The 20,869-nt window shown below is 44.9% G+C and carries 22 protein-coding genes; 19 read left to right on the top strand and 3 right to left on the bottom strand.

The genetic code is table 11. The features are described 5' to 3' along the window. Positions 1 to 351 precede the first annotated feature (351 nt). The 8 genes from IGK14_RS12700 (at position 352) to IGK14_RS12665 (ending at position 7,670) form a co-directional block, all read left to right on the top strand. A complete protein-coding gene (locus IGK14_RS12700; RefSeq protein WP_438712367.1) occupies positions 352 to 774 on the top strand; it encodes an NUDIX hydrolase in 423 nt (140 codons plus the stop codon). 145 nt (positions 775 to 919) lie between these two features. Continuing rightward, positions 920 to 2,023 (top strand): alpha-hydroxy-acid oxidizing protein, encoded by a 1,104-nt coding sequence (locus tag IGK14_RS12695; RefSeq protein ID WP_010749842.1) that lies wholly within the window; start codon positions 920 to 922, stop codon positions 2,021 to 2,023. A gap of 177 nt (positions 2,024 to 2,200) precedes the next feature. Further along, positions 2,201 to 2,827 carry a glycosyltransferase family 32 protein gene (locus IGK14_RS12690; RefSeq protein WP_010749841.1) on the top strand — a complete coding sequence of 209 codons (627 nt, stop codon included), beginning with the start codon at positions 2,201 to 2,203 and terminating at the stop codon, positions 2,825 to 2,827. Positions 2,828 to 2,940: 113 nt separating this feature from the next. Next, entirely contained in the window at positions 2,941 to 3,450 is a 510-nt protein-coding gene (locus IGK14_RS12685; RefSeq protein ID WP_010749840.1) for a GNAT family N-acetyltransferase, read from the top strand. Between the two features lie 122 nt (positions 3,451 to 3,572). Beyond that, positions 3,573 to 4,415 (top strand): DUF368 domain-containing protein, encoded by an 843-nt coding sequence (locus tag IGK14_RS12680; RefSeq protein WP_010749839.1) that lies wholly within the window; start codon positions 3,573 to 3,575, stop codon positions 4,413 to 4,415. 259 nt (positions 4,416 to 4,674) lie between these two features. Beyond that, the gene (locus tag IGK14_RS12675) at positions 4,675 to 6,126 is read left to right on the top strand and encodes an amidase (RefSeq protein WP_010749838.1); all 1,452 of its coding nucleotides are present in this window, start codon (positions 4,675 to 4,677) and stop codon (positions 6,124 to 6,126) included. Positions 6,127 to 6,138: 12 nt separating this feature from the next. Continuing rightward, the gene (locus tag IGK14_RS12670; RefSeq protein WP_005228573.1) at positions 6,139 to 6,990 is read left to right on the top strand and encodes a transporter substrate-binding domain-containing protein; all 852 of its coding nucleotides are present in this window, start codon (positions 6,139 to 6,141) and stop codon (positions 6,988 to 6,990) included. Then, entirely contained in the window at positions 6,990 to 7,670 is a 681-nt protein-coding gene (locus IGK14_RS12665) for an amino acid ABC transporter permease (protein ID WP_005228575.1), read from the top strand. The genes IGK14_RS12670 and IGK14_RS12665 overlap by 1 nt, the downstream gene beginning before the upstream one ends. A 121-nt stretch (positions 7,671 to 7,791) precedes the next feature. On the opposite strand, the gene IGK14_RS12660 is transcribed toward IGK14_RS12665, so the two are convergent. After that, positions 7,792 to 8,112, bottom strand: a complete 321-nt coding sequence (locus IGK14_RS12660) for a helix-turn-helix domain-containing protein (protein WP_005228576.1) — start codon at positions 8,110 to 8,112, stop codon at positions 7,792 to 7,794. A gap of 256 nt (positions 8,113 to 8,368) precedes the next feature. Between IGK14_RS12660 and IGK14_RS12655 the strand changes: the two genes are divergently transcribed. The 6 genes from IGK14_RS12655 (at position 8,369) to IGK14_RS12630 (ending at position 12,654) form a co-directional block, all read left to right on the top strand. Then, entirely contained in the window at positions 8,369 to 8,704 is a 336-nt protein-coding gene (locus IGK14_RS12655) for a PTS cellobiose transporter subunit IIB (protein WP_010749837.1), read from the top strand. A 13-nt stretch (positions 8,705 to 8,717) separates the two neighbouring features. Further along, entirely contained in the window at positions 8,718 to 9,074 is a 357-nt protein-coding gene (locus IGK14_RS12650) for a PTS lactose/cellobiose transporter subunit IIA (protein WP_010749836.1), read from the top strand. Next, positions 9,064 to 9,582, top strand: a complete 519-nt coding sequence (locus IGK14_RS12645) for a hypothetical protein (protein ID WP_010749835.1) — start codon at positions 9,064 to 9,066, stop codon at positions 9,580 to 9,582. Before IGK14_RS12650 ends, IGK14_RS12645 begins: the two co-directional genes overlap by 11 nt. Next, on the top strand, positions 9,575 to 10,927 hold the full coding sequence (gene celB / locus IGK14_RS12640) for a PTS cellobiose transporter subunit IIC (RefSeq protein WP_034696139.1): 1,353 nt from the start codon (positions 9,575 to 9,577) through the stop codon (positions 10,925 to 10,927). The genes IGK14_RS12645 and celB overlap by 8 nt, the downstream gene beginning before the upstream one ends. 147 nt (positions 10,928 to 11,074) lie before the next feature. Further along, the gene (locus IGK14_RS12635; protein WP_010749833.1) at positions 11,075 to 11,713 is read left to right on the top strand and encodes a GyrI-like domain-containing protein; all 639 of its coding nucleotides are present in this window, start codon (positions 11,075 to 11,077) and stop codon (positions 11,711 to 11,713) included. After that, positions 11,710 to 12,654: an ROK family protein gene (locus IGK14_RS12630; RefSeq protein WP_010749832.1), complete on the top strand. Its 945-nt coding sequence runs from the start codon at positions 11,710 to 11,712 to the stop codon at positions 12,652 to 12,654. Before IGK14_RS12635 ends, IGK14_RS12630 begins: the two co-directional genes overlap by 4 nt. Positions 12,655 to 12,697: 43 nt before the next feature. Here the strand turns inward: IGK14_RS12630 and IGK14_RS12625 are convergent, their stop codons facing one another. Both IGK14_RS12625 and IGK14_RS12620 read right to left on the bottom strand, forming a co-directional pair. Further along, the gene (locus tag IGK14_RS12625; protein ID WP_010749831.1) at positions 12,698 to 13,897 is read right to left on the bottom strand and encodes an AI-2E family transporter; all 1,200 of its coding nucleotides are present in this window, start codon (positions 13,895 to 13,897) and stop codon (positions 12,698 to 12,700) included. 202 nt (positions 13,898 to 14,099) lie between these two features. Beyond that, positions 14,100 to 14,468, bottom strand: a complete 369-nt coding sequence (locus IGK14_RS12620) for a PaaI family thioesterase (protein ID WP_005234285.1) — start codon at positions 14,466 to 14,468, stop codon at positions 14,100 to 14,102. 188 nt (positions 14,469 to 14,656) lie between these two features. Here IGK14_RS12620 and menB point away from each other — a divergent pair, with 188 nt between their 5' ends. The 5 genes from menB to menH are packed head-to-tail and all read left to right on the top strand — an operon-like array spanning position 14,657 to position 20,854. Further along, positions 14,657 to 15,472, top strand: a complete 816-nt coding sequence (menB, locus tag IGK14_RS12615) for a 1,4-dihydroxy-2-naphthoyl-CoA synthase (protein ID WP_010749830.1) — start codon at positions 14,657 to 14,659, stop codon at positions 15,470 to 15,472. Continuing rightward, complete coding sequence (gene menE / locus IGK14_RS12610; RefSeq protein WP_010749829.1) at positions 15,472 to 16,971, top strand: o-succinylbenzoate--CoA ligase; 1,500 nt, start codon at positions 15,472 to 15,474, stop codon at positions 16,969 to 16,971. Before menB ends, menE begins: the two co-directional genes overlap by 1 nt. Further along, a complete protein-coding gene (locus tag IGK14_RS12605; protein ID WP_010749828.1) occupies positions 16,949 to 18,313 on the top strand; it encodes an isochorismate synthase in 1,365 nt (454 codons plus the stop codon). Before menE ends, IGK14_RS12605 begins: the two co-directional genes overlap by 23 nt. Continuing rightward, positions 18,306 to 20,018, top strand: a complete 1,713-nt coding sequence (menD, locus tag IGK14_RS12600) for a 2-succinyl-5-enolpyruvyl-6-hydroxy-3-cyclohexene-1-carboxylic-acid synthase (RefSeq protein ID WP_010749827.1) — start codon at positions 18,306 to 18,308, stop codon at positions 20,016 to 20,018. Before IGK14_RS12605 ends, menD begins: the two co-directional genes overlap by 8 nt. Beyond that, positions 20,015 to 20,854: a 2-succinyl-6-hydroxy-2,4-cyclohexadiene-1-carboxylate synthase gene (gene menH, locus IGK14_RS12595; protein WP_010749826.1), complete on the top strand. Its 840-nt coding sequence runs from the start codon at positions 20,015 to 20,017 to the stop codon at positions 20,852 to 20,854. The genes menD and menH overlap by 4 nt, the downstream gene beginning before the upstream one ends. Positions 20,855 to 20,869 lie beyond the last annotated feature (15 nt).

Below are 20,869 nucleotides of genomic sequence, written 5' to 3'. Positions count from 1 at the left end.
TCTGTAGAATGCTATAAAACTTTATTATGTAACTGAATAAAATAAAATATTGGATAGAGTTTAGATTAGAGCTTCCTTATCAAAAGCACGCCACGCAACATGAATACGTTTTTGAATACGATTAGAATACCAATCAAGATGAATTAGCATCAATAAAGTGATTAACTGTATACAAAAATCGTTGAAATACCAACTATCTTCAATTATTTTTAATGGACTTAACTTCATGGCGGAAGAAGAAGAGTAATAAGTTGCAAGTTCTGACCCTTTCCATAAGGGATCAGCACTTTTTTTGATTTAACGACTGTTTATTTTAGAAGCATGTCTGCTTTTTTGAAAGGAATGAGAAAAATGAGTAACGTAACGATATTCGAGCTTGAAAAGATCGCAGAAGAGCAGCTACTTTTTGCCGTGATCATCAGCAAGTACCAAGAAAAGTTCGTCTATGTCAAACACAAAGAACGAGACACATTGGAGATCCCTGGAGGCAAGCGAGAACTAGGAGAAAGCATCACAGAGTGTGCTGCCCGTGAATTAAAAGAAGAAACAGGCGCCAAGCACTTTACCCTAGAACCGTTATTTATCTATGGTGTAGAAAAAAACGGGGAGACCGATTACGGCTGGGTGTTTGAAGCCCAGATCACGGACTTGCAGGATGAATTGACCTCAGAGATCGAAGCAATCTATGTAATGGCAGAGCCGCCTGCCAACTGGACATATCCAACGATTCAGCCGTTGTTATTGGCAGAATATTTCGTACGAACAAAAAAATAATTCAGCCCACTCAAATGGAGGGCTGTCTTGAGTGGGAAAGTAAAAGAAGCCTATTTGACAGGAGTGAGCGAATGAGTTGCGTGATCCTGCAATCAGGCGTAGGATGAAAATGTAAACGTTATCTTATTGGAGAGTAGGGAAAGGCATGGAAAAAATTTATCAAGCAAGTACCGCAGAAGGAGCAATCGATTTTATCAATATGCGCGATTTGGAGATCGCGGCAGAGGAAGTGATTCCTAAAGGTGGGTATGGCTATATCAGCAGTGGTGCGGGGGATATTTTTACCTATCAAGAAAATGAACGCGCCTTCAATCACAAATTGATCATTCCTCATGTCTTAAAGGACATTGAATTACCGGACACAACGTTGTCCTTTGGCGGTGATACGTTGTCAGCGCCAATCATTATGGCGCCTGTTGCCGCCCACGGCTTAGCAAATGTTGCGGCAGAACAAGCGTCAGCCAAAGGTGTTTCACGTTTTGGCACGATCTATACGGCGAGTTCGTATGCCTCTTGTACGTTGGAAGAAATCCGAGCAGCTGGTGGCCAAGAAGCGCCGCAGTGGTTCCAATTTTATATGAGTAAAGACGATGGCATCAATAAAGACATCTTGGCGATGGCAAAACGCAATGGCGCCAAAGCGATCGTTTTGACCGCAGATGCAACTGTGGGGGGCAATCGAGAAACGGATCGCCGCAATGGCTTCACCTTTCCGTTGGCAATGCCGATCGTTCAGGCCTATCAATCAGGGATCGGACAAACGATGGATGCCGTTTACGGCTCCTCAAAACAAAAATTAAGTCCCCAGGATGTCGCTTTTATCGCCAAAGAATCTGACTTGCCAGTTTATGTCAAAGGGGTGCAATCAGAAGAAGATGTGGAACGAGCTTTAGGGGCAGGTGCACAAGGGATTTGGGTCTCAAATCACGGGGGACGCCAATTGGATGGTGGTCCAGCTTCCTTTGATTCCTTACAGATCGTGGCTGAAGCAGTGGCAGGTCGGGCGCCGATCGTCTTTGATAGCGGGGTACGGCGAGGACAGCATGTCTTTAAAGCGATTGCTTGCGGAGCAGATCTAGTGGCGATCGGCCGCCCAGTGATCTATGGGTTGGCTCTAGGTGGTGCTACCGGTGTTCAACAAGTCTTTGATTTCTTCAAAAAAGAATTGGAGATGGTCATGCAGCTTGCGGGGACGCAAACGGTGGCAGATATTAAAAAAGCCGTTTTACGGGACAATCGCTATTTATAAGTAATCCCTCAAAAAGGCGCTAGAATCGCTGATTCTGGTGCTTTTTTTAATGGATTTTTCTGATCATGCCCTGGAGCAGGAGCAACTGCTTTCGCTGAAAAAAGTGTATATGATTTTGAAACAATTGCAAAATCAGCTACACTTAAAAGAGACCAATAAACTAAAGGAGAGAGATTGATGATTCCAAAAATTATTCATTATTGCTGGTTTGGCGGCAATCCATTAGGTGAACAAGAAAAGAAATACATGGATACCTGGAAAAAATATTGTCCGGATTATGAGATCAAACGTTGGGATGAATCAACGATCGACCTTTCAAAATTCGGTCCTTATCTAAAAGAGGCCTATGACCAAGAAGAATGGGCCTTTGTGTCAGATGTGGTTCGTTTGTATGCGTTAGTGACAGAAGGCGGTATTTATATGGATACCGATATCGAGGTGGTCAAACCTTTAGATGAGCTCTTGACACTGGAGGCATTTATGGGCTTTGAGATCGAAACCAAGATTTCTACTGGGATCATTGGAGCGGTGCCGCATCATCCCTTTATGGAAGAATGGTACCACGATTACGATGACCGAAAATTTGTCCGGGCAGAAAAAACGGAAGATGTCGTCACCAATGTGATCCGAGTGACGGAACTGTTGCAAAACCACGGATTAGAATTGAATAATCAACGACAAACCGTTAAGGGTGTAGAAATCTTCCCGCAAATGACGTTTTCACCAAAAAGCTATATCACTGGTGAGGTCGAGGAAGATCCGAGTACGATGGTGATCCATCAGTTTTCTGGCTCTTGGTTATAAAAGAGTAAGTCTATGAAAGGACGGACAGTGGGGAAAGCTGTCTGTCCTTTTTGCTTTTGCAAGGGATGATGGAGATGTGATAGAATAGCTTGAAAAAATGGGGAGGCGTTTTGATGGCTATCAAACGATGTACTTTGGCAGATTTAGAAGAATTGGGAGAAATCAGCGTATCCACCTATTACGATACATTTGCTCCTTTCAATACGGAGGAAAATACTCGTATCTATCTAGAAGAAGCCTACAATCTGCCGAAACTGACCCGAGAGTTAGAAAATCCGCAGTCGGCGTTTTATTTTTTACAAGATAATGATCAAACCGTAGGATATATCAAACTTAACTGGGGTGAGGCGCAAACGGAAGCGATTGCCCCAGAGGGGTTGGAAATTGAACGAATCTATATTAAAAAAGAACATAAGCGCAGAGGCTATGGCAAAACACTGCTGCTGTTTGCCCAAGAGACCGCCAAAGAGCTGCAGAAAAAGTCGATCTGGTTAGGCGTTTGGGAATTTAACGACAATGCGTTGGCTTTTTATCATACGATGGGCTTTGAAAGAGTTGGCAGTCATTCCTTTTTTATGGGGGATGATGAGCAAACGGATTTCTTGATGCTGAAAGAACTTTGAAATCTGCCTTTGTATGAGGAATTAGAAATTACTTTCCATTTTTTTGGCAATCAAGTATAGTTAAAGGGATTGATGAAAAAAGAACGATTGGTGAAAACCATCGCTAAGGAGAGCAATTGTAAATGGAAAAACAGAGAAACGAAAGTATTTTGTCACGTTTTCTTAAAGGTGTGGTGATTGCCTTGGGCTTTATCTTGCCTGGTGTTTCAGGTGGCGTATTGGCAGCCATCTTAGGCATTTATGAGCGGATGCTGCGCTTTATGGCACATCTGACGAAGAATTTTAAAGAGAATCTCCTCTTTTTTCTGCCAGTAGGGATCGGGGGAATCGTAGGGATCGGGCTTTTATCAAAGCCATTAGAGTGGCTGCTGCAAAACTATCAAATCATCGTTTTGTGGGGCTTTGCGGGGGCAATTATTGGGACGTTACCGGCACTTGCTAAAGAATCGACCTTGAAAAGCAAACGGACAACCGGCGACCTGCTTTGGTTCTTCGGCAGTATGGTCATCGGCTTCTTGTTCCTCTATTTTATGGGCGATATCTTAGGAACGATCCCTGCCAATTTCATTGGTTTTGTGATCGCCGGCGGTCTGATCGCGTTAGGTGTTTTGGTTCCCGGCTTGAGTCCTTCAAACCTTTTGCTCGTTCTGGGCCTTTATGATCCGATGTTGAAAGGCTTTAAGAGCTTTGACATCATGGGGGTCTTTCTACCGATCGCCATTGGCGGCTTGGCAGTGATGCTGCTGTTTTCGAAATTGATGGAGTGGCTATTGAGCCATTATCATTCAAAAGTCTATCACTTCATTTTAGGGATCGTTATTGCCTCAACGATATTGATCGTGATTCCTCCGGTGGCAAACTATAGCGGCTTTACTTGGGTAACGGCGGTCATCGGAATTATCTTGTTTGTCTTGGGGGCTTGGTTAGGTCTTTGGATGAGCAAGCTGGAAGAAAAATACAAGTAAATCAAAACGGCACATCGTTTGGCGATGTGCCGTTTTTGTTAGGTAATGATGGGGACAGCTAAGAAGAAGCGTTGGTCGACAGCTGGTAGTAAAAAATATGGGAATGTTTGATAACGATATAATACAGGTTTAAAAACTGTTCTATTTTTGTTGAAAGATTTCCTAGTGTTTGGTATATTGTAGTCTATATAAAGAAGATTTTTTCGTGTGTTACAGCATAGATAATTGTTTGAGGTTTTGAGAAAAAGGAGGGGCAAGCATGCAAGATGCGACCTATTGGGCGGAACAATTGCGGCAAGGAAAAATCAGTTTTGCAGAGCGGGTGGCGATGATCGAAGAAAAAGTCAATCAACAAAATCCGCTTTTGAATGCGCTTGTAACATTTGATCCGCAAGCAGCGATCCAGCATTACGAGCAGCATCTTCAAAAAACGTTTTTTGGGGGACAACCCATGCCGTTAAAAATACTCGGCCAAACCAAAGCAGGGTGGCCAGCAACGTCAGGAGCCAAACTGTTTGCTAAAGCACGAGCCAGCCGCACGGCTCATTTTGTCTCTCGTTTAAAAGAGGCAGGCTTTGTGCCGTTAGGGCAAACCAATGCACCAGAATTTGGATTCAAAAATATCACTGATCCAACATTGTATGGGCCTACACGTAATCCGTGGAATCCTGCCTATTCAGCTGGTGGTTCCAGTGGTGGTGCGGCAGCGGCAGTGGCTTCGGGGATGTTTCCGATTGCGGGTGCCAGTGATGGCGGCGGATCGATCCGCATTCCAGCATCCTTTAGCGGATTGATTGGTTTGAAGCCAACCCGTGGTACGATGCCAGTGGGTCCTAGTGAATGGCGCAGCTGGCAAGGCGCTTCCATCAACTTTGCGTTGACGCTTTCCATGCGTGATACGGAACAGTTGTTTTATGCGTTGCGGACGTCACAGCCGACAGCCCCTTATCAGGCACCGCAAGTAGAATGGCATCATCGGCAAGCGAGTCAAAAACCGCGGTTGAAGGTTGCTTTTACTACCGCATCGCCGACCGGTGGCCAAGTGTCTGAAACTGCCATCCAAGCAGTCCGAAGTGCAGCCGCATTTTTAGAAAAGCAGGGGCATGAAGTCGTTGAAGTGGGCTATCCAGTGGATGGTCAGCAAATGATGACCACTTATTACGCCATGAATGGCGGCGAAACAGCTGCGATGTTTGCTGAGATCAATGCTGCTCGTCAAGTACTGGTCAGACGGGAAGAGATGGAATTGATGACCTGGGCACTTTACCAATATGGCAAAAAACTGCCTGCCGCCGATTACGTTCTTGCCTTGCAGTGGTGGGATCAATTGGCAGAAAAAATGGAAGAAGTCTTTTCGACCTATGATCTCTTTTTGACCCCGACGACGGCTTATCCAGCCCCTTTGATTGAGGAAGACTTACAAAGCGATAGCATTCGCCAAAGACTGCATGAGATCGAATCGCTTGGAAAAAGTGCTGCGGGTGAGTTGATCGAAGAAATGTTTGCCAAGAGCTATGCTCTGACACCTTACACTCAATTAGCCAATTTAACGGGGCAGCCAGCCATCAGCTTGCCAACTGCTCTTAGCGAGGAAGGGTTGCCGCTAGGGGTCCAATTTATGGCGTCTAAAGGCAGAGAAGACCTACTTTTCCAAGTCGGCTATTTATTTGAAACACAGCAACGATTTCTGTTGCCAAAACAAGGAAACTAAGAGGAGGATATTATGAAACAAGTTAGAAAAGGGAAAATCGTTGCAATGGTTGGCTTTTTCGGTTTATTTGCGGGGGTCCTGTTAAGTGCCTGCAGCAAACCAACGGAAGAAGACACCAGTCTAAGTAAGGTAGAAGAAGCCAAAACATTGGTTGTTGCTACTTCGGGAACCTTGTATCCATCGTCTTACTATAACGATGAAAATGAATTAGTGGGCTATGATGTCGATGTGGCAAAAGAAGTAGCCAAGCGATTAGGCGTAGAGATCACATTTAAAGAGTACAATGTCGATGGACAAGTTTCTTCTTTAACACGTGGAGAAGCCGATTTTGCTGCCAACGATTTTGGTTTGACGGATGAACGGGCGGAAAAATTCAGTCTTTCAACGCCTATCAAATACTCGTTCGATAGTATGATCGTGCGAAAAAGTGATGACTCTGGGATTGCTTCTTTAGAAGATTTGGATGGCAAAAAAGCTGCTGGTGAACCGAATACCAGCTACATGCGCTTAGCCGAATCCTATGGGGCAGAATTAGTGACTTACGACAACGCAACGAATGATCAGTATTTGACAGATGTTGCGAATGGTCGAACGGATGTGATCTTGAATGATTATTATTTGCAAAAAATGGCAGTCGCTGCTTTGCCAGATATCCCTGTAAAAATTTTGGAAGATGTCTACTTTAATCCGAATGAAACGGGCTTCTTATTTGTGAAAGATCATCAGGCATTGCAGGAAAAAGTGGATGCTGTTTTAGCAGAAATGAAAGAAGACGGCCGTTTAAAAGAACTTGCGGAAACGTATTTTCAAACCGATATTTCAGTAAAATCTGATCAAGCGATTCAAACGGTTGAAACAGACTAATGTATATTCCAACCCTTGATTTGCCGTTGATGTGGGAGTCATTGCCCTATTTGCTGTCGGGCTTGTCCTATACGGTCGGCATTGCTGTCGTTTCGTTTCTAGGAGGCAACGTATTAGGGATCATGCTCACCTTCTTAGGGATGCTGGAAAACCCCATCATTAGAGGGTTCGTGCGGGGCTACCTCTCCTTTCTAAGAGGCGTCCCAGCGTTGGTCTTGTTGTTCCTACTGTATTTTGGCTTGCCTTATCAATTGTCGGCGCTTAGTGCTGCGATCATCTGTTTTACATTGACCAGCAGCGCATTTATCGGGGAAATCTACCGAGGATCAATTGCTGGTGTGGATCGTGGGCAATTTGATGCTGCCTATGCGTTAGGGTTATCCTTTACGAAAACGATGCGTCTGATTATTTTGCCGCAAGCTTTTCGTATATCTGTACCGGCATTGAGTAATGTGGCAATGGATTTGTTGAAAGGAACCTCCTTGGCAGCAATGATCACGATTCCTGATATTTTTCAAAAAGCTAAGATCGTTGGCGGACGAACCTTTGATTACATGTCCATGTATGTGCTAGTTGCCATCATCTATTGGCTGTTGTGTATTTTGATTGAAGCCGGGCAAAAGCGATTAGAACAACATTTTTCAAAACGCTTTGCCGCTAATGAGGCTGTAAGACAATAAAAAAGAGCCGAGGCTCTTCAGCTGCTGTCAATGTTTCCTTGTGAGACATTGACAGCAGTTTTTTTTAGGTAATGAAGCAGCACCACAAGTTAGCCAGAGAAAAAAGGCAGAATAGTACCGTTTACTCTGGGCGGTTTTTTATGAATTCGATAAAGGTAATGATTTCAGATAGTTGATATTCAGTAAAGTCCTCATTGATTCTTGAAGCCACACGAATCTGTTTCATAGAGAGGGCTTCCAAATCATTCGGACGTCCATGCAAATAATCGAGACTGACATTGAAGTAATCAGCAAGTTCTTTTTGGATCTCAATATCGGGCATCCGATTGCCTTGTTCATACGAAGCATAGGTTGTTTTGGCGATTCCTAAATATTTTGCCATTTTTGCTTGTGTTAAACCAGATCGCGTTTTCCGCAACTGTCTTAAACGATCTTTAAACATGAAATCCCCTCCACAAAATTATTCTACTATGACACGATAGAAGCAGAAAGAAATTAATGTTTTATATCACTAATAGAGTTTTATTGCATTTAAAAAGTACTCGATATGTAATACTATTTATGTGAAGAAGGATTACTACCTGTAAGAATCAGCAGATAGTGAATCGTTCTCAAGGATTTTTTTATAGCATGAAGGAGGGTAGAAGAAAGGAATAGATACACCAAAATGGAAGCGTTTCATAAAAGGAGGAAGTGAAATGAAAAAAGTATTGATAATTTGTGCAGCAGGCATGTCTTCATCGTTGATCGCTAAAAAAGGAACAAGCTTTTTAACCACAGAAGGCTGGTCAGTGAGGATCGATGCCATCTCTGCTTCAGAGGGGATCGCTACGATCGCTAAGGATGAGTATGATTTATATTTAGTTAGCCCGCAAACGAAAATGCATTTTGCCAATTTAAAGAAAAGCGCCGATAAATACGGCAAACCAATCGTGAATATTCCCCCGCAAGCATATATTCCGATACCGATCGGGATCGAGAAATTAGCACAGCTAGTCAAAGAAAGCATTGCATTAGAGAAAAGTGCGAAATAAATGGAGGTAGGCTATGGATAGTGAAAAAATTCAAGAAATATCCTTTGAACTTATTTTAGCAAGCGGTGATGCCCGCACGATGATTCATCAAGCCTTTGAACAGATGCGAATCAGCAGTTGCCAAGAAGCGCAAGAGTTGTTGGACACAGCCAATGATTCATTAGTCAAAGCCCACCGCATCCAGTCAAAAATGCTGCAAGAATATGCTTCAGGGACTTCATTTACCTGCGATATCTTGTTGATCCATGCACAAGATCATTTGATGACAACCATGACCCTCAGAGAAGTTGCACTAGAAATGCTAGGGATTTATCAAAAAATGAGTAGCCTTGAAGAAGCGATCCAATGCAGGAGTGCAGATGGCGAGTAAGCAAGCAAAAGTTGCTCAAAGAGATGCGTCGCAAAAACTGACGAAGAAAAATCTCTATTTTCAACGTCTGTTGCTATTGCGGTACTTAGTGGCATTCTTTTTCTTTTTTAACCTATATTGGCTGTTGGCTGCTTCTTTGGCAGGGCAATGGCTGCGCGTGGTTCCACTGAGCCTGTTGCTTTTTTCAATGGGAGCGATCAGTGAGTTTATCCGCTTATATGGACACCACGCAACCATCGTTTCCAAGCAACTCTTTTTTACAACTTGGTATTTACGCCTTCAAATGGGGACAATGGTCATTCTTTTTTTATTGACTTTTTTTGGAGTGACAGAAGTTATTTTCCCCTATTTCACCTCGCAAAGTACCGAGTATATTCGCATAGTTCTCTGGATAAGCGGCGTCTTTGCTTGGAGTGGTATCAGAAAATTGAAGAAAATTTTTCGCAATGAAGACCGACATTGGCAATGGATACGCGAATTTGAAGAGATAGAAAGAAAGGGTGATTGATTTGACAGAATCGAACAATAAACTATTTCAACTTTTGGAAAAAGCAGTAATGGGTCCGATGGGAAAGATTTCCCAATACAAAATCGTTCGTAGTATCATGGCGGCAGGTATGGCGTCGATTCCTTTTACGATCGTAGGCTCAATGTTTTTAGTATTCAACATTTTACCGATCACGTTTCCGTTTTTAGCTAACTTTTTTGAAGCGACTTTTTTGAATTTCAGTGATTTGTATATGTTAGCAAATAGTACGACCATGGGGTTATTGGCATTATATTTTTGTATCGTTCTGGGCTATGAGTATTCCAAGATCATTCAAGTCGAGGAGAATCTCGACCTGACGCCGATCAATGGGGCGTTATTAGGTGTTTTTGCTACATTGATGTCGATTCCTCAGCTTGTTTTTGATGGCGGAAAAATGATACGGATCAATGATGTGGAAGAAGGGCTGATCAATGGTTGGTTGATTGGTGCCGATGGGGTCGCACGTTTAGGAACTGTTGGTATTTTCACTGGGATCGTGATGGCGGTCGTTGCCGTTCAGCTGTATCGTCTCTGTGTAAAAAACAACTGGGTCATCAAAATGCCTGAAGAAGTGCCTGAAGGTGTGGCTCGTAGTTTTACGGCACTGATACCAGCCTTTGTGGTAGCAGTCGTGGTTCTGACCATCAATGGTGTTTTAGTGGCTTTAGGGACGGATATTTTTCAACTAGTAGCAATTCCGTTCGGGTTTGTTACCCACCTTACGGATAGCTGGTTGGGAATCATGGTGATTTACTTCCTCGCACATGCCTTGTGGTTGGTAGGGATTCATGGATTCAATATCATTAGTCCACTGATCACACCAATCATGTTAGCTAATTTAGCTGCCAATGTTGAAGGGGCGAGTTTCCCATTAGCAGGCCAATTTACCAACGGGTACGTGACATTAGGTGGTTCGGGAGCAACCCTTGGTTTTACCTTATTTATGATCTACATTGCTAAATCGAAACAGATGAAAGTATTAGGGAGAGCTGCCATCGTCCCGTCGATTTTCAATATCAATGAACCGATCATTTTCGGCGTGCCGATCATCTATAACCCTTATTTAGCAATTCCTTTCTTGTTAGCACCGATGGCATCCGCCACGATCGTGTATTTTGCCACAAGGATGGAATTGATTCGTCCCATGATCGCCAATATTCCTTTCCCAACACCCGTTGGACTTGGTGGCTTTATTGGCACCGGTGGAGACTGGCGTGCAGGCGTCGTTGCCATTGTTTGTGCAGTAGTTTCTTTCTTGATCTATTTTCCATTTGCGAAGTTTTATGACACAAAATTGCTGAAAGAAGAACAAGAAGCCGCATAAGACGAGTAGTTGGGAAAACAGCAAGTAGCTACATTATCCCTATAAGAAAAAAACAGTTGTCCCTTTGCAGTTGAAGGGATAACTGTTTTTACAATGGTCCTTCTTTTTCATGGTAAAATAAAGAAAAGCAAATCGAGGAGGGTCCTTATGAAGTATGAATGGCGCAAACTAGAAAAAGAGCTCTATCTTCCCAAAAAACCAACAGTGATCGAGGTGCCAACGTATCAATTTATCAGTTTGAGCGGCAGCGGCGATCCGAATCGTCCTGAATTCAGCGAAGAGATCGCCGCTTTATATACGATTTCTTATTCACTCAGGATGGGATTAAAAAAAGGGGCTTTTGGCAATGAACCCTTTGAATACACGGTCTTTCCTTTAGAAGGTGTGTGGACCTCTCTGACAAAGCCAGACGGTGCCGTCAACAAAGAAGAATTGATCTACAAAATCATGATTCGCCAACCAGAACCAGTCACGGAAACACTGTTTCAAGAACAGCTCTTGGCCGTCAAAGAGAAGAAAGACAATCCAAATCTAGAAAAGCTCATCTTTGAGCGCTATGAAGAAGGATTGTGTCTGCAAGCGATGCATACAGGTTCTTTTGACACTGAAGCGGAAACATTTGCGCAAATGAAGGAGCTGTTAAAACAAGAGCAGTTAGTGATCCGTCCAACGATGGACACGTTCCAGCATCGAGAAATCTATTTGTCTGATCCGCGAAAAGTTTCACCAGATAAAGCCAAAACCGTCCTGCGATGGGCAGTAGAAGCAGAAGGTGGGATTCAGTGAATAAAAACTATTTAAGCATCGACATCGGCGGCACGAAAATCAAATCGGCTGTCATTGATCGCTCGGGGAATATTGTGACACGAGGACGGATGGATACGCCGAAAAATCTTACGGAATTTCTGACAGGGATTGAAACGATCGTTGAAGACGTTCATGGAAGCATTCGGGGCATTGCTGTTAGTACTCCAGGAAAAGTCAACCCAGAGACAGGGACGATCTCGTTTGGCGGGGCATTGCCTTTTTTAGATGGAGTCTCCTTAAAACAGCTGCTGGCAAAGTATCAAGTGCCGCTGGCTGTGACCAACGATGGCAAAGCAGCCGCATTAGCTGAATGGTGGCTAGGAAACCTTAAAGGGATTCAAAATGGGGCTGCCATAACATTAGGTACTGGTTTGGGCGGTGGTGTGATCGTTGAAGGAAAACTGATCCAAGGTGCACATTTTCAAGCAGGGGAATTAAGTTTTCTACTAAATGCCACTAAGAGAAGCGATGCTCCAGAAAACGCTGAGCAACCAAATAATCAGGGATTGACCCTGCAGCAATTGGCAGGTTTTAGCGGTTCAGCGGTCGCCATGATTCGCCGCAGCGCCCAACTGCTAGGCTTAGCTGATCTTGCGGATGGTGAAGCAGTTTTTGACGCTATCAATCAAAAAGAGCCACAGGTCTGGGCACTGTTTACAGCGTATTGCCGAGAAATCGCGTGTGTCATACTCAATGTTCAAGCCGTGATTGACTTAGAGCGCTTCGTGATTGGTGGTGGCATCAGTGCCCAAGCGATCGTGGTGGAAGAAATCGACCGTCAGTATCAGCAACTGCTGGCTAGTTTACCGATTTTGCAGCAGACCTTGACGAAGCCGGAAATCCAAGCCTGCAAATTTCAAAATGACGCCAATTTATTAGGGGCGCTCTATCATTTCTTTTTGGAACATGAGATGAAATAAAATAGAAAAAAACTGCCGCGAACCAACGATTCGCGGCAGTTTTTTAGGCTTTTTTCTTGGTGCCTTTGTCTTCATCACCTAGGTAATCTTTGCTAGTGAAGGCACTGTGGAAGTATTTGCCGTCTTGACCGTAATAGCGGTTGTAGCGCTGCTTGAATTTGCGGAACACGTAAACGACAAGAACTTTTAGCAGACAATAAATCGGGATTCCGAAAATCACCCCAACGATTCCCATCAAATCACCCATCACCAATAAAACAACCAGAATCGTAATAGGATGGATTTTCAATCGGTCACCCATCACACGGGGCACGACTAAATCGCCATGAAGCAGCTGTACAGCAAACCAAGCAATCAAAAACTTAACCAACATCCCGGTGGAGTCTTGTGCGGCAATGAAAAGCCCCGGGAAAAAGACGATAAAAGGTCCGATATAGGGGATGATGCAAAGCAGACCAGCAGCGATCGCCAGAATACTGGCATACTCTAGGCCGATCAAGAGAAAAACGACCCAATAGATCGCCCCTAAAATCAAGGATGAAATGATTTGTCCTTTCAAAAAGGCACCGACTTGTAAGTCAGAGATCTTGACGATTTCATTAAAGTCTTTGCGAAAACGTGGTGGCACTAATGAGAGGACCGAAAAATAAAACTTGTTTGGGTTACGCAATAAGAAAAAGGCAATGATCGGTCCAGTAAACAAAGCAATGAACAAGGTCGAAATGGTTGAAAACAAACTGCTGAGCCCAGCGGCACCAGTTTGCCAATAGTCTCCAATAAAACTCATGATATTACTGGTGATATTTTGTAGTGTGTCTGTAATTTGTGCCATCTCATCTTGAAATGGGGTATTTTCTAAAAAGGCGGTCGCGTTTTTCTCAAAGTCACTGACCAAACTTGGTAAGCTATTGATCAGATCGGTGGTTTGCTGCTCCAAAATCGGATAAAGCTGGAAACCAGCAAAGACGATCAACAAAAGAATCAACAGATAGATCCCAGCAATCGAAGCACTGCGGGGAATTTTTTTCGTTTCCAATTTATCGACCACCGGATTAAACAGATAGTAAAGGATCAGCCCAAATAAAAAGGGTGGGATAATAGCTGTAAGAATGGCTGAAAAGGGTGTAAATAAAAAAGAAATCTGATTTAGCAAAAAGACAGCAACTGCCGACAAGATAATCAGTCCTAAGACATAATAGCTTGTTTTGCCGCCTAAAAAGTGGATCAATCGGTTATTTTTCATAATAAGCCTCGCTTTCTTAGCTACATTATAACGAAAGACCCCTATTCTGTAAAAAAACAACGTACCTTTCGAAAAAACCACGCTCACATTCTCAATAGCTTTATAATGAAAGAATATCTTTAATAAGGCGTTGACTGGTGACCACTTTCTTCAAAACAGACCAAAAAACGCTCCCGTGAGCACAATGCAGGAGCGTAAAGGATTATTTGCGCACAGTCGTTAAGGTGCAGCGCCCAACGGCAGTTTTTAACCCGCTAGCTAACCAAATAGTGGCTTGCCAAGTTTGGATACGAGCGCCGATACGATCAGGACTAGCTTCTACAATCAGGGTTCCTTCTTGGGCGGCGGCTAGATGGTTGACTTGCAGGTCAACGCCGGCGGCAAAGGCTTCTTCTTGAGCCAAAGCTTGATTGGCACCGATGCTGCAGGCAGTCTCGATCAAAACGCCGTTAATGCCACCGTGAACGAGACCAAAAGGCTGTTTGTGCTGTTCTTTGATGGGCATCCGTAAACGAACAAAATCGGCTGTTGCTGCTTCTACTTCGATTTCTAAAGCTTCTAGTAAGTTCATTTTTTGCTCCTTTTTCTAAGAAAGTTACCATGATTATAGCACGAGTTTTGGTAGAAATAGCCGAAGTTCTAAGAAAGACAGCAACAGGTGGAGAAGTCTTAAGAAATTCCCTTAAACAAAGCAATTTCTAACGAAAAGCGACTAGATATGTGTATAATAGAGCTATGTGAATTGAGGAGGAACAAGTAATGAGAGAATGGAAAACCTTAAAAGAGTACGATGAAATTTTATTTGAACAACATGGAAAAGTGGCGAAAATCACTATCAACCGCCCAGAAGTCCACAATGCGTTTACACCAAAAACGGTGTTTGAAATGATTGATGCGTTTTCAATCAGTCGCGATGAACCAGGCATCGGCGTGATTATTTTGACAGGCGCCGGCGACAAAGCCTTTTGTTCAGGCGGAGACCAAAAAGTCCGTGGTCACGGTGGCTATGTTGGGGAAGATCAGGTTCCTCGCTTAAACGTATTGGATCTGCAACGCTTGATCCGTACGTTGCCAAAACCGGTGATCGCCATGGTCAAAGGCTGGTCGATCGGCGGCGGGAATGTTTTACAATTAGTTTGTGATTTAACGATTGCCGCTGACAATGCTAAATTTGGTCAAACAGGACCAAATGTCGGTAGTTTTGATGGTGGCTATGGTTCGGGCTATCTTGCACGGACGATCGGACATAAAAAAGCCAAGGAAGTTTGGTTCATGACAAAACAATATACTGCCGAAGAAGCATTGGCGATGAACTGGATCAATACAGTCGTTCCTCTTGATCGAGTAGAAGATGAAACGATGGAATGGGCCGAAACGATGTTGCAAAAGAGCCCGTTGGCGTTACGTATGATCAAAGCATCAATGAATGCCGATACGGATGGATTAGCTGGCATTCAGCAATTAGCCGGCGATGCGACCTTATTGTATTACACGATGGATGAAGCCAAAGAAGGTCGTGACGCGTTTAAAGAAAAACGTCAACCAAACTTCGACCAATTCCCTAAATTCCCATAATGACTGGGAGTTGGCTGCAAAGGCAAGCACAACTTCATCCAGAACGACCAGCTTTTTATTGGCATGAAAAAAGCTGGTCGTTTGCTGCCTTGCAAAAAGAGGTTTATGCTTACGCTGCTTATTATCAAGCCCAGTTCGTTGATCAGCCAAACCGGGTAGCCCTTTTTAGCAATAACTCCCCTGAAATGGTTTTTACGATCCTTGCGTTGTGGGAGTTGGGGATCGAAGTCCAGCTGTTGAATACGCGATTGACAGCCGCTGAAATCACCTTCCAATTGCAAGATGCCCACTGCGACTGGCTGATCACGGCAGATCAAGCTGCAGTCCCAGGTGTTCGCAGCATGGCCTTTGGACAAGCGATCAAACAGGCGGAGGCTTTTGTCGGTTCTGTTGTTCCTTCGTTTGTTCCTAATAAAGCAATCTATCAAGCAGAACAAGTGGCTTCGATTATGTATACATCCGGTACGACGGGCAATCCCAAGGGTGTGCCGCAAACCTTTAGGAATCATCTAGCAAGTGCCGAAGCGACTCAAAAGAACTTAACGATCACTAGTGAGGATTGTTGGCTTTGTGCAGTTCCGCTGTATCATATCAGTGGATTATCAATTCTCTTGCGTTCCTTGCGACTTGGAATGAGTGTTCGTTTGTATGAGCGCTTTGATGCTGTAGAAATGGCGAAAGATCTTGAGGCAGGAAAAGGGACGATCGTTTCTTTGGTGGCGAAAATGTTGACAGATTTGCTGCCGTTGGTGCCTCAACAAGGCTTTGATTCGTTGCGTTATGTACTGCTAGGCGGCGGGCCCATTGCCAAAAGTATATTGGAAAAATGCCAGCAAAAACAGCTTTCTGTGATCCAATCCTATGGGATGACAGAAACCTGTTCACAAGTGGTGGCATTGCCGCCAGAAAAAGCTTCAGAAAAAATCGGCTCCTCAGGGGTTCCCCTGCAAGGTGTCCATTTACGAATTGCGGTTGATGCGAAAATGGCAGATCATCAGACTGCTGAAAGTACCCAGTCGATCGGAGAGATCCAACTGCAAGGACCGGCGATCACGACCCGTTACTTAAACGATCGCAGTCCACAGCAGTGGGACCAAGAGGGCTGGTTTGCCACAGGAGATCTAGGGTATCTTGATCAAGAGGGCTTTTTGTATGTAGTCAGTCGTGCAAGCGAACTGATCATATCTGGTGGAGAAAACATCTATCCCGCAGAAGTGGAGCAAGCCTTGTTGCAGCATCCAGCGGTCAAAGAGGCAGCTGTGGTGGGGGAACCAGACGAGGAGTGGGGACAATCTGTCGCGGCTTATTTAACGTTAAATGAGTCCGTCCGACTCCAAGCGTTGTTGGATACATTAGAAGGGCAGATCGCCCATTATAAATTTCCGCGCCGTTTTTATCACGTGCGAGAAATGCCGCGCACAGCAAGCGGCAAACTTTTAAAACGGCTATTGCTGAGTGAAGAAAGAGTGAACTACATTGAACAGCAAATCAACAAGTAATTATGAAGCAGCGATCGCTGCCGGGAAAACCTATTTGAGTGAGTATCAGCCTTTAGAAAGGTGTGACTTACTGGCTCTTTATGCAGCGGCACAAGAATATCAAGGGGAACGCTATTTCTGGCGTACTCCTGATGAAACGACTAGTATGGTAGGGTTGGGTTGGTTAGTCACTTTTTCGCAACCCAAACTTGCAGACTTTTCAGAAGTCCGATCTCTCTTAAAGCAAGCCCATTATCAACCAGAGGCACCTTTGCAGGCGCAGTTGGTTGGTGGTTTTGCTTTTGATGAACAGGCAGAAGTCAGTCAGGATTGGGCTGAGCTAGGTGCCGGTCTCTTTGCGTTGCCAGAAATACTGGTCAGCAAAACTGGTGATCAGTGTGGCGTCGTTTATACAGTAGCCGCTTCTTCCGAGGAACAACGACAACAAAAAGTCGATGCCTTACAGGAAAAAGTCGCAAGCTGGTTGAATGCCAACCCGGACAAGAGTCTTGTAGCAGAAACGCCTGTTTTTCAGGCACAAGAGGAACTAGAGGTGCCCCAATGGCTGCAAGCGGTCGAAGAGACAGTGGCAGCCATTCGCTCGACTGAAACACCGTTGAAAAAAGTGGTTCTGGCCAGGAGAATGAAGATAGAAACGAAGCAGTCGATCATTAGTGCTGCGGTGTTGCAACGGTTGGCGCAACAGCAGCCGAATACCTATCTTTTTGCCATCGAACATGGGGGCCATGTTTTTGCTGGTGCGACGCCAGAACGCTTGCTAAAAGCGACTGTCGATCAATTTGAAACGGTAAGTATCGCAGGTTCCGCACCAAGAGGCAAAACCAAAGAAGAAGATGAGGCACTGGCACAAGCCCTCTTAGCGGACGCAAAAAATACCCATGAACATCAAGTAGTTGTCGATCGCTTAGAAACGGCATTGGCCACTTTGTTAGCTGACGGCTTTCAATCAGAAGCCCGTTCCGTGATCAAAAATCGTGACATTCAGCATTTGTTTGTTCCTTTGGCAGGGCAAAGAAAAGCAGGAGTCAATTTTCTGAGCGCCGTGCAAAAACTACACCCGACCCCAGCATTGGGGGGAGAACCGAAAGAAGCAGCCGTCTCATGGATTCGTACCCATGAACCAGCCAGCAGAGGGATGTACGGTGGACCGATCGGTTGGTTGGGTATTCAAGAAGATATTGGCGAGTTTGCTGTGGCGATCCGCTCAGGATTCTTTAGCGGCAATCAAGCAACGCTGTATGCGGGTTGTGGGATCGTTGCCGATTCAGATGCGGAATCCGAACGTCAAGAAACACGGTTAAAATTTCAACCGATGAGGAGAGGGATCTTAGGAGATGAATAACCAGACAGTCATGACAGACTATTTACTAGCGGCAATCCAAGGACTAAAAGCAGCGGGTGCGAAGCGAGCAGTCATTAGTCCCGGTTCACGCTCCACGCCATTGGCGCTACTATTGCATCGTGATCCTGAGATCACCTGTACGGTGGCTGTCGACGAACGTTCGGCTGCTTTTTTTGCTTTAGGGATGGCCAAAGTTGATCTCCAGCCGACGATCTTACTGTGTACCTCTGGAACTGCAGCAGCCAATTATTATCCAGCTGTTTGTGAAGCAGAAGCTACCAACTTGCCACTGATCGTCTTAACGGCTGATCGCCCACCAGAACTGCGGGGCGTTGGGGCGCCACAGGCAATGGATCAACAGAATTTGTATGCCTCTCATGTCAAAAAGATGGTAGAGATGACGGTGCCAGAAAACGATCCTGCTTTGTTGCGTTATAGTTTTTGGCAAGCTGCAACTTGCACGATCGAAGCGCAAAAACAGCCGAAAGGCCCTGTCCAAATCAACTTTCCATTACGGGAGCCGCTGTTGCCTGACTTTAGTCGCCAATGCAGTATGCAGCAAGACGTGAGCTATCTGGCACCACAACAAGAGCTGTCAGCAGAGATGATCACCCAGCTAGCCCCATACTTTGATAAAAAAGGTATTCTGATTGCTGGAGAAAGCCTTACGATCGAAGAAGCGCAGCAGTTGCTGGCTTTTTCGGAGAAATTAGGCTGGCCGATCGTCGGCGATCCATTGACCAATCTGGCGACAGCCGGTACCAAAGTAGGAACATTTATCAGTCAAGCCGATCTTGTTTTCCCGCAATTGACTTCTGTCTTCCAACCAGAAGTGGTCGTGCGTTTTGGTCGCTTACCAGTCACCAAAAATGTCCTATTATGGTTGAACAAAGCAGCGGATACGACGACGTGGCTCTTTGTTGATCCATCGGGGCAGTGGCAAGATCAGCTGCATCGGGCAAACTATTTGATCGAAGCAGCGATCAGCACTTTCGTGGCGGCCATCACCCAGTTGCCGATCGTCAAACATACGGCGTGGCAACAACAATGGCAAGCACTTCAAGCGCGGGCAGATCAGGTGATTGCTGCAAGTCCCCAGTTGCAACAATGGGATGAGAGCAGCGCTGTGCGCATGCTCCAACAATGTTTGCCTGAAGAAGCGCAAATTCTTTTGGCAAACAGTAATGCGATTCGTTTCTTTGATCGCTACGGCAGCAAAACTACCTCCACTTATCGAGTGTATGGAAACCGAGGCGTCAATGGGATCGACGGCCTTGTCTCAACCGTGGCTGGGATTGCTTCCGCCAGTCAAAAGCCTACCTACTTGTTGATTGGTGATTTAGCGTTGTACCATGATATGAACGGCCTACAACTACTGCGCCAGTATCAATTGCCAGTAACGATCATTTTACTGAATAATAACGGTGGTGGGATCTTTTCCTTTCTGTCACAAAACACCTTAGAACCAAACGACTTTGTCCCGCTCTTTGGTACTCCGTTAGATCTTGAGTTTCAAAAAGTGGCGGCCTTATATGAGGCAGATTGGCACACACCGACCTCTTTGCTAGAGTTTCAAACGATTTTAACGGAAACAAATCAACAGCCGCGCTTTCAAATAATCGAAGTGAAGGGTGAGCAAAAAGATCCGGTCAACACTTGGCAAGCACTCCAACAGCAGTTTAGCGAGGCGGGAACGCAGCAATGAAGGACACGATAAATGGCGTCAGTTATTTTTATCAGTGGTTGCAGCCGTATCGTCCATCCTTACCAACCCTTGTGGCATTGCATGGCTTCACGGGTTCTTCGGAAAGCTTTCGACCGGTTTTTGCAGAGGAAGGTTCTTACAATGTATTGGCAATCGATTTGATTGGACATGGACGCTCATCGATTTATGTCCATCCCATGCGTTATGAACTTCCTTTACTGGTGGAGGATCTCGCACACCTTTTAACGAAGTTAGGGATTGAACGTTATGGCCTTTATGGCTACTCGATGGGGGCGCGAATCGCACTTGTCTGGGCGGTCATGGAACCAACGGCAGTGACCCATCTTTTGCTTGAGAGTGGTTCACCCGGGTTAGCTGATCCAGCGGAACGACTCGCTCGACAGCGACACGATCGTCGCTTAGCGTTGCGATTACTAAGGGAGCCTTTGGTCGATTTTGTCGATTACTGGCAAGAACTGCCGTTGTTTGCTAGTCAAAAGGAGCTACCTTTAGCGCAGCAGGCTGCTGTACGGCAAGGACGCTTGCAGCAAAACAAATTTGGCTTGGCAGTAAGCTTGGTTTACGGTGGTACTGGCAAACAGCCAAGTTGTTGGTCGGCACTTCCGCAGCTAGCTTGTGAAATTCTTTATTTAGCGGGGGAAAAAGATTTAAAGTTTCGTAAAATCGCCCACCAAATGAAGCAGCTGCAACCAGAGATGACCATCAAAGTCGTTGCTAATGCTGGACATTGTATCCATTTAGAACAGCCGACACAGGTTCGTCATGAAATCGATCAATGGTTTGTAAAAGGATCGGGGCCACAGTCAGCTGATTGACAAGGAGAGAACGCA

The sequence above is a fragment of the Enterococcus sp. DIV0970a genome (assembly GCF_051711265.1).
GTDB lineage: Bacteria > Bacillota > Bacilli > Lactobacillales > Enterococcaceae > Enterococcus_D > Enterococcus_D casseliflavus.
This window is presented reverse-complemented; position numbering and strand designations above follow the sequence as displayed.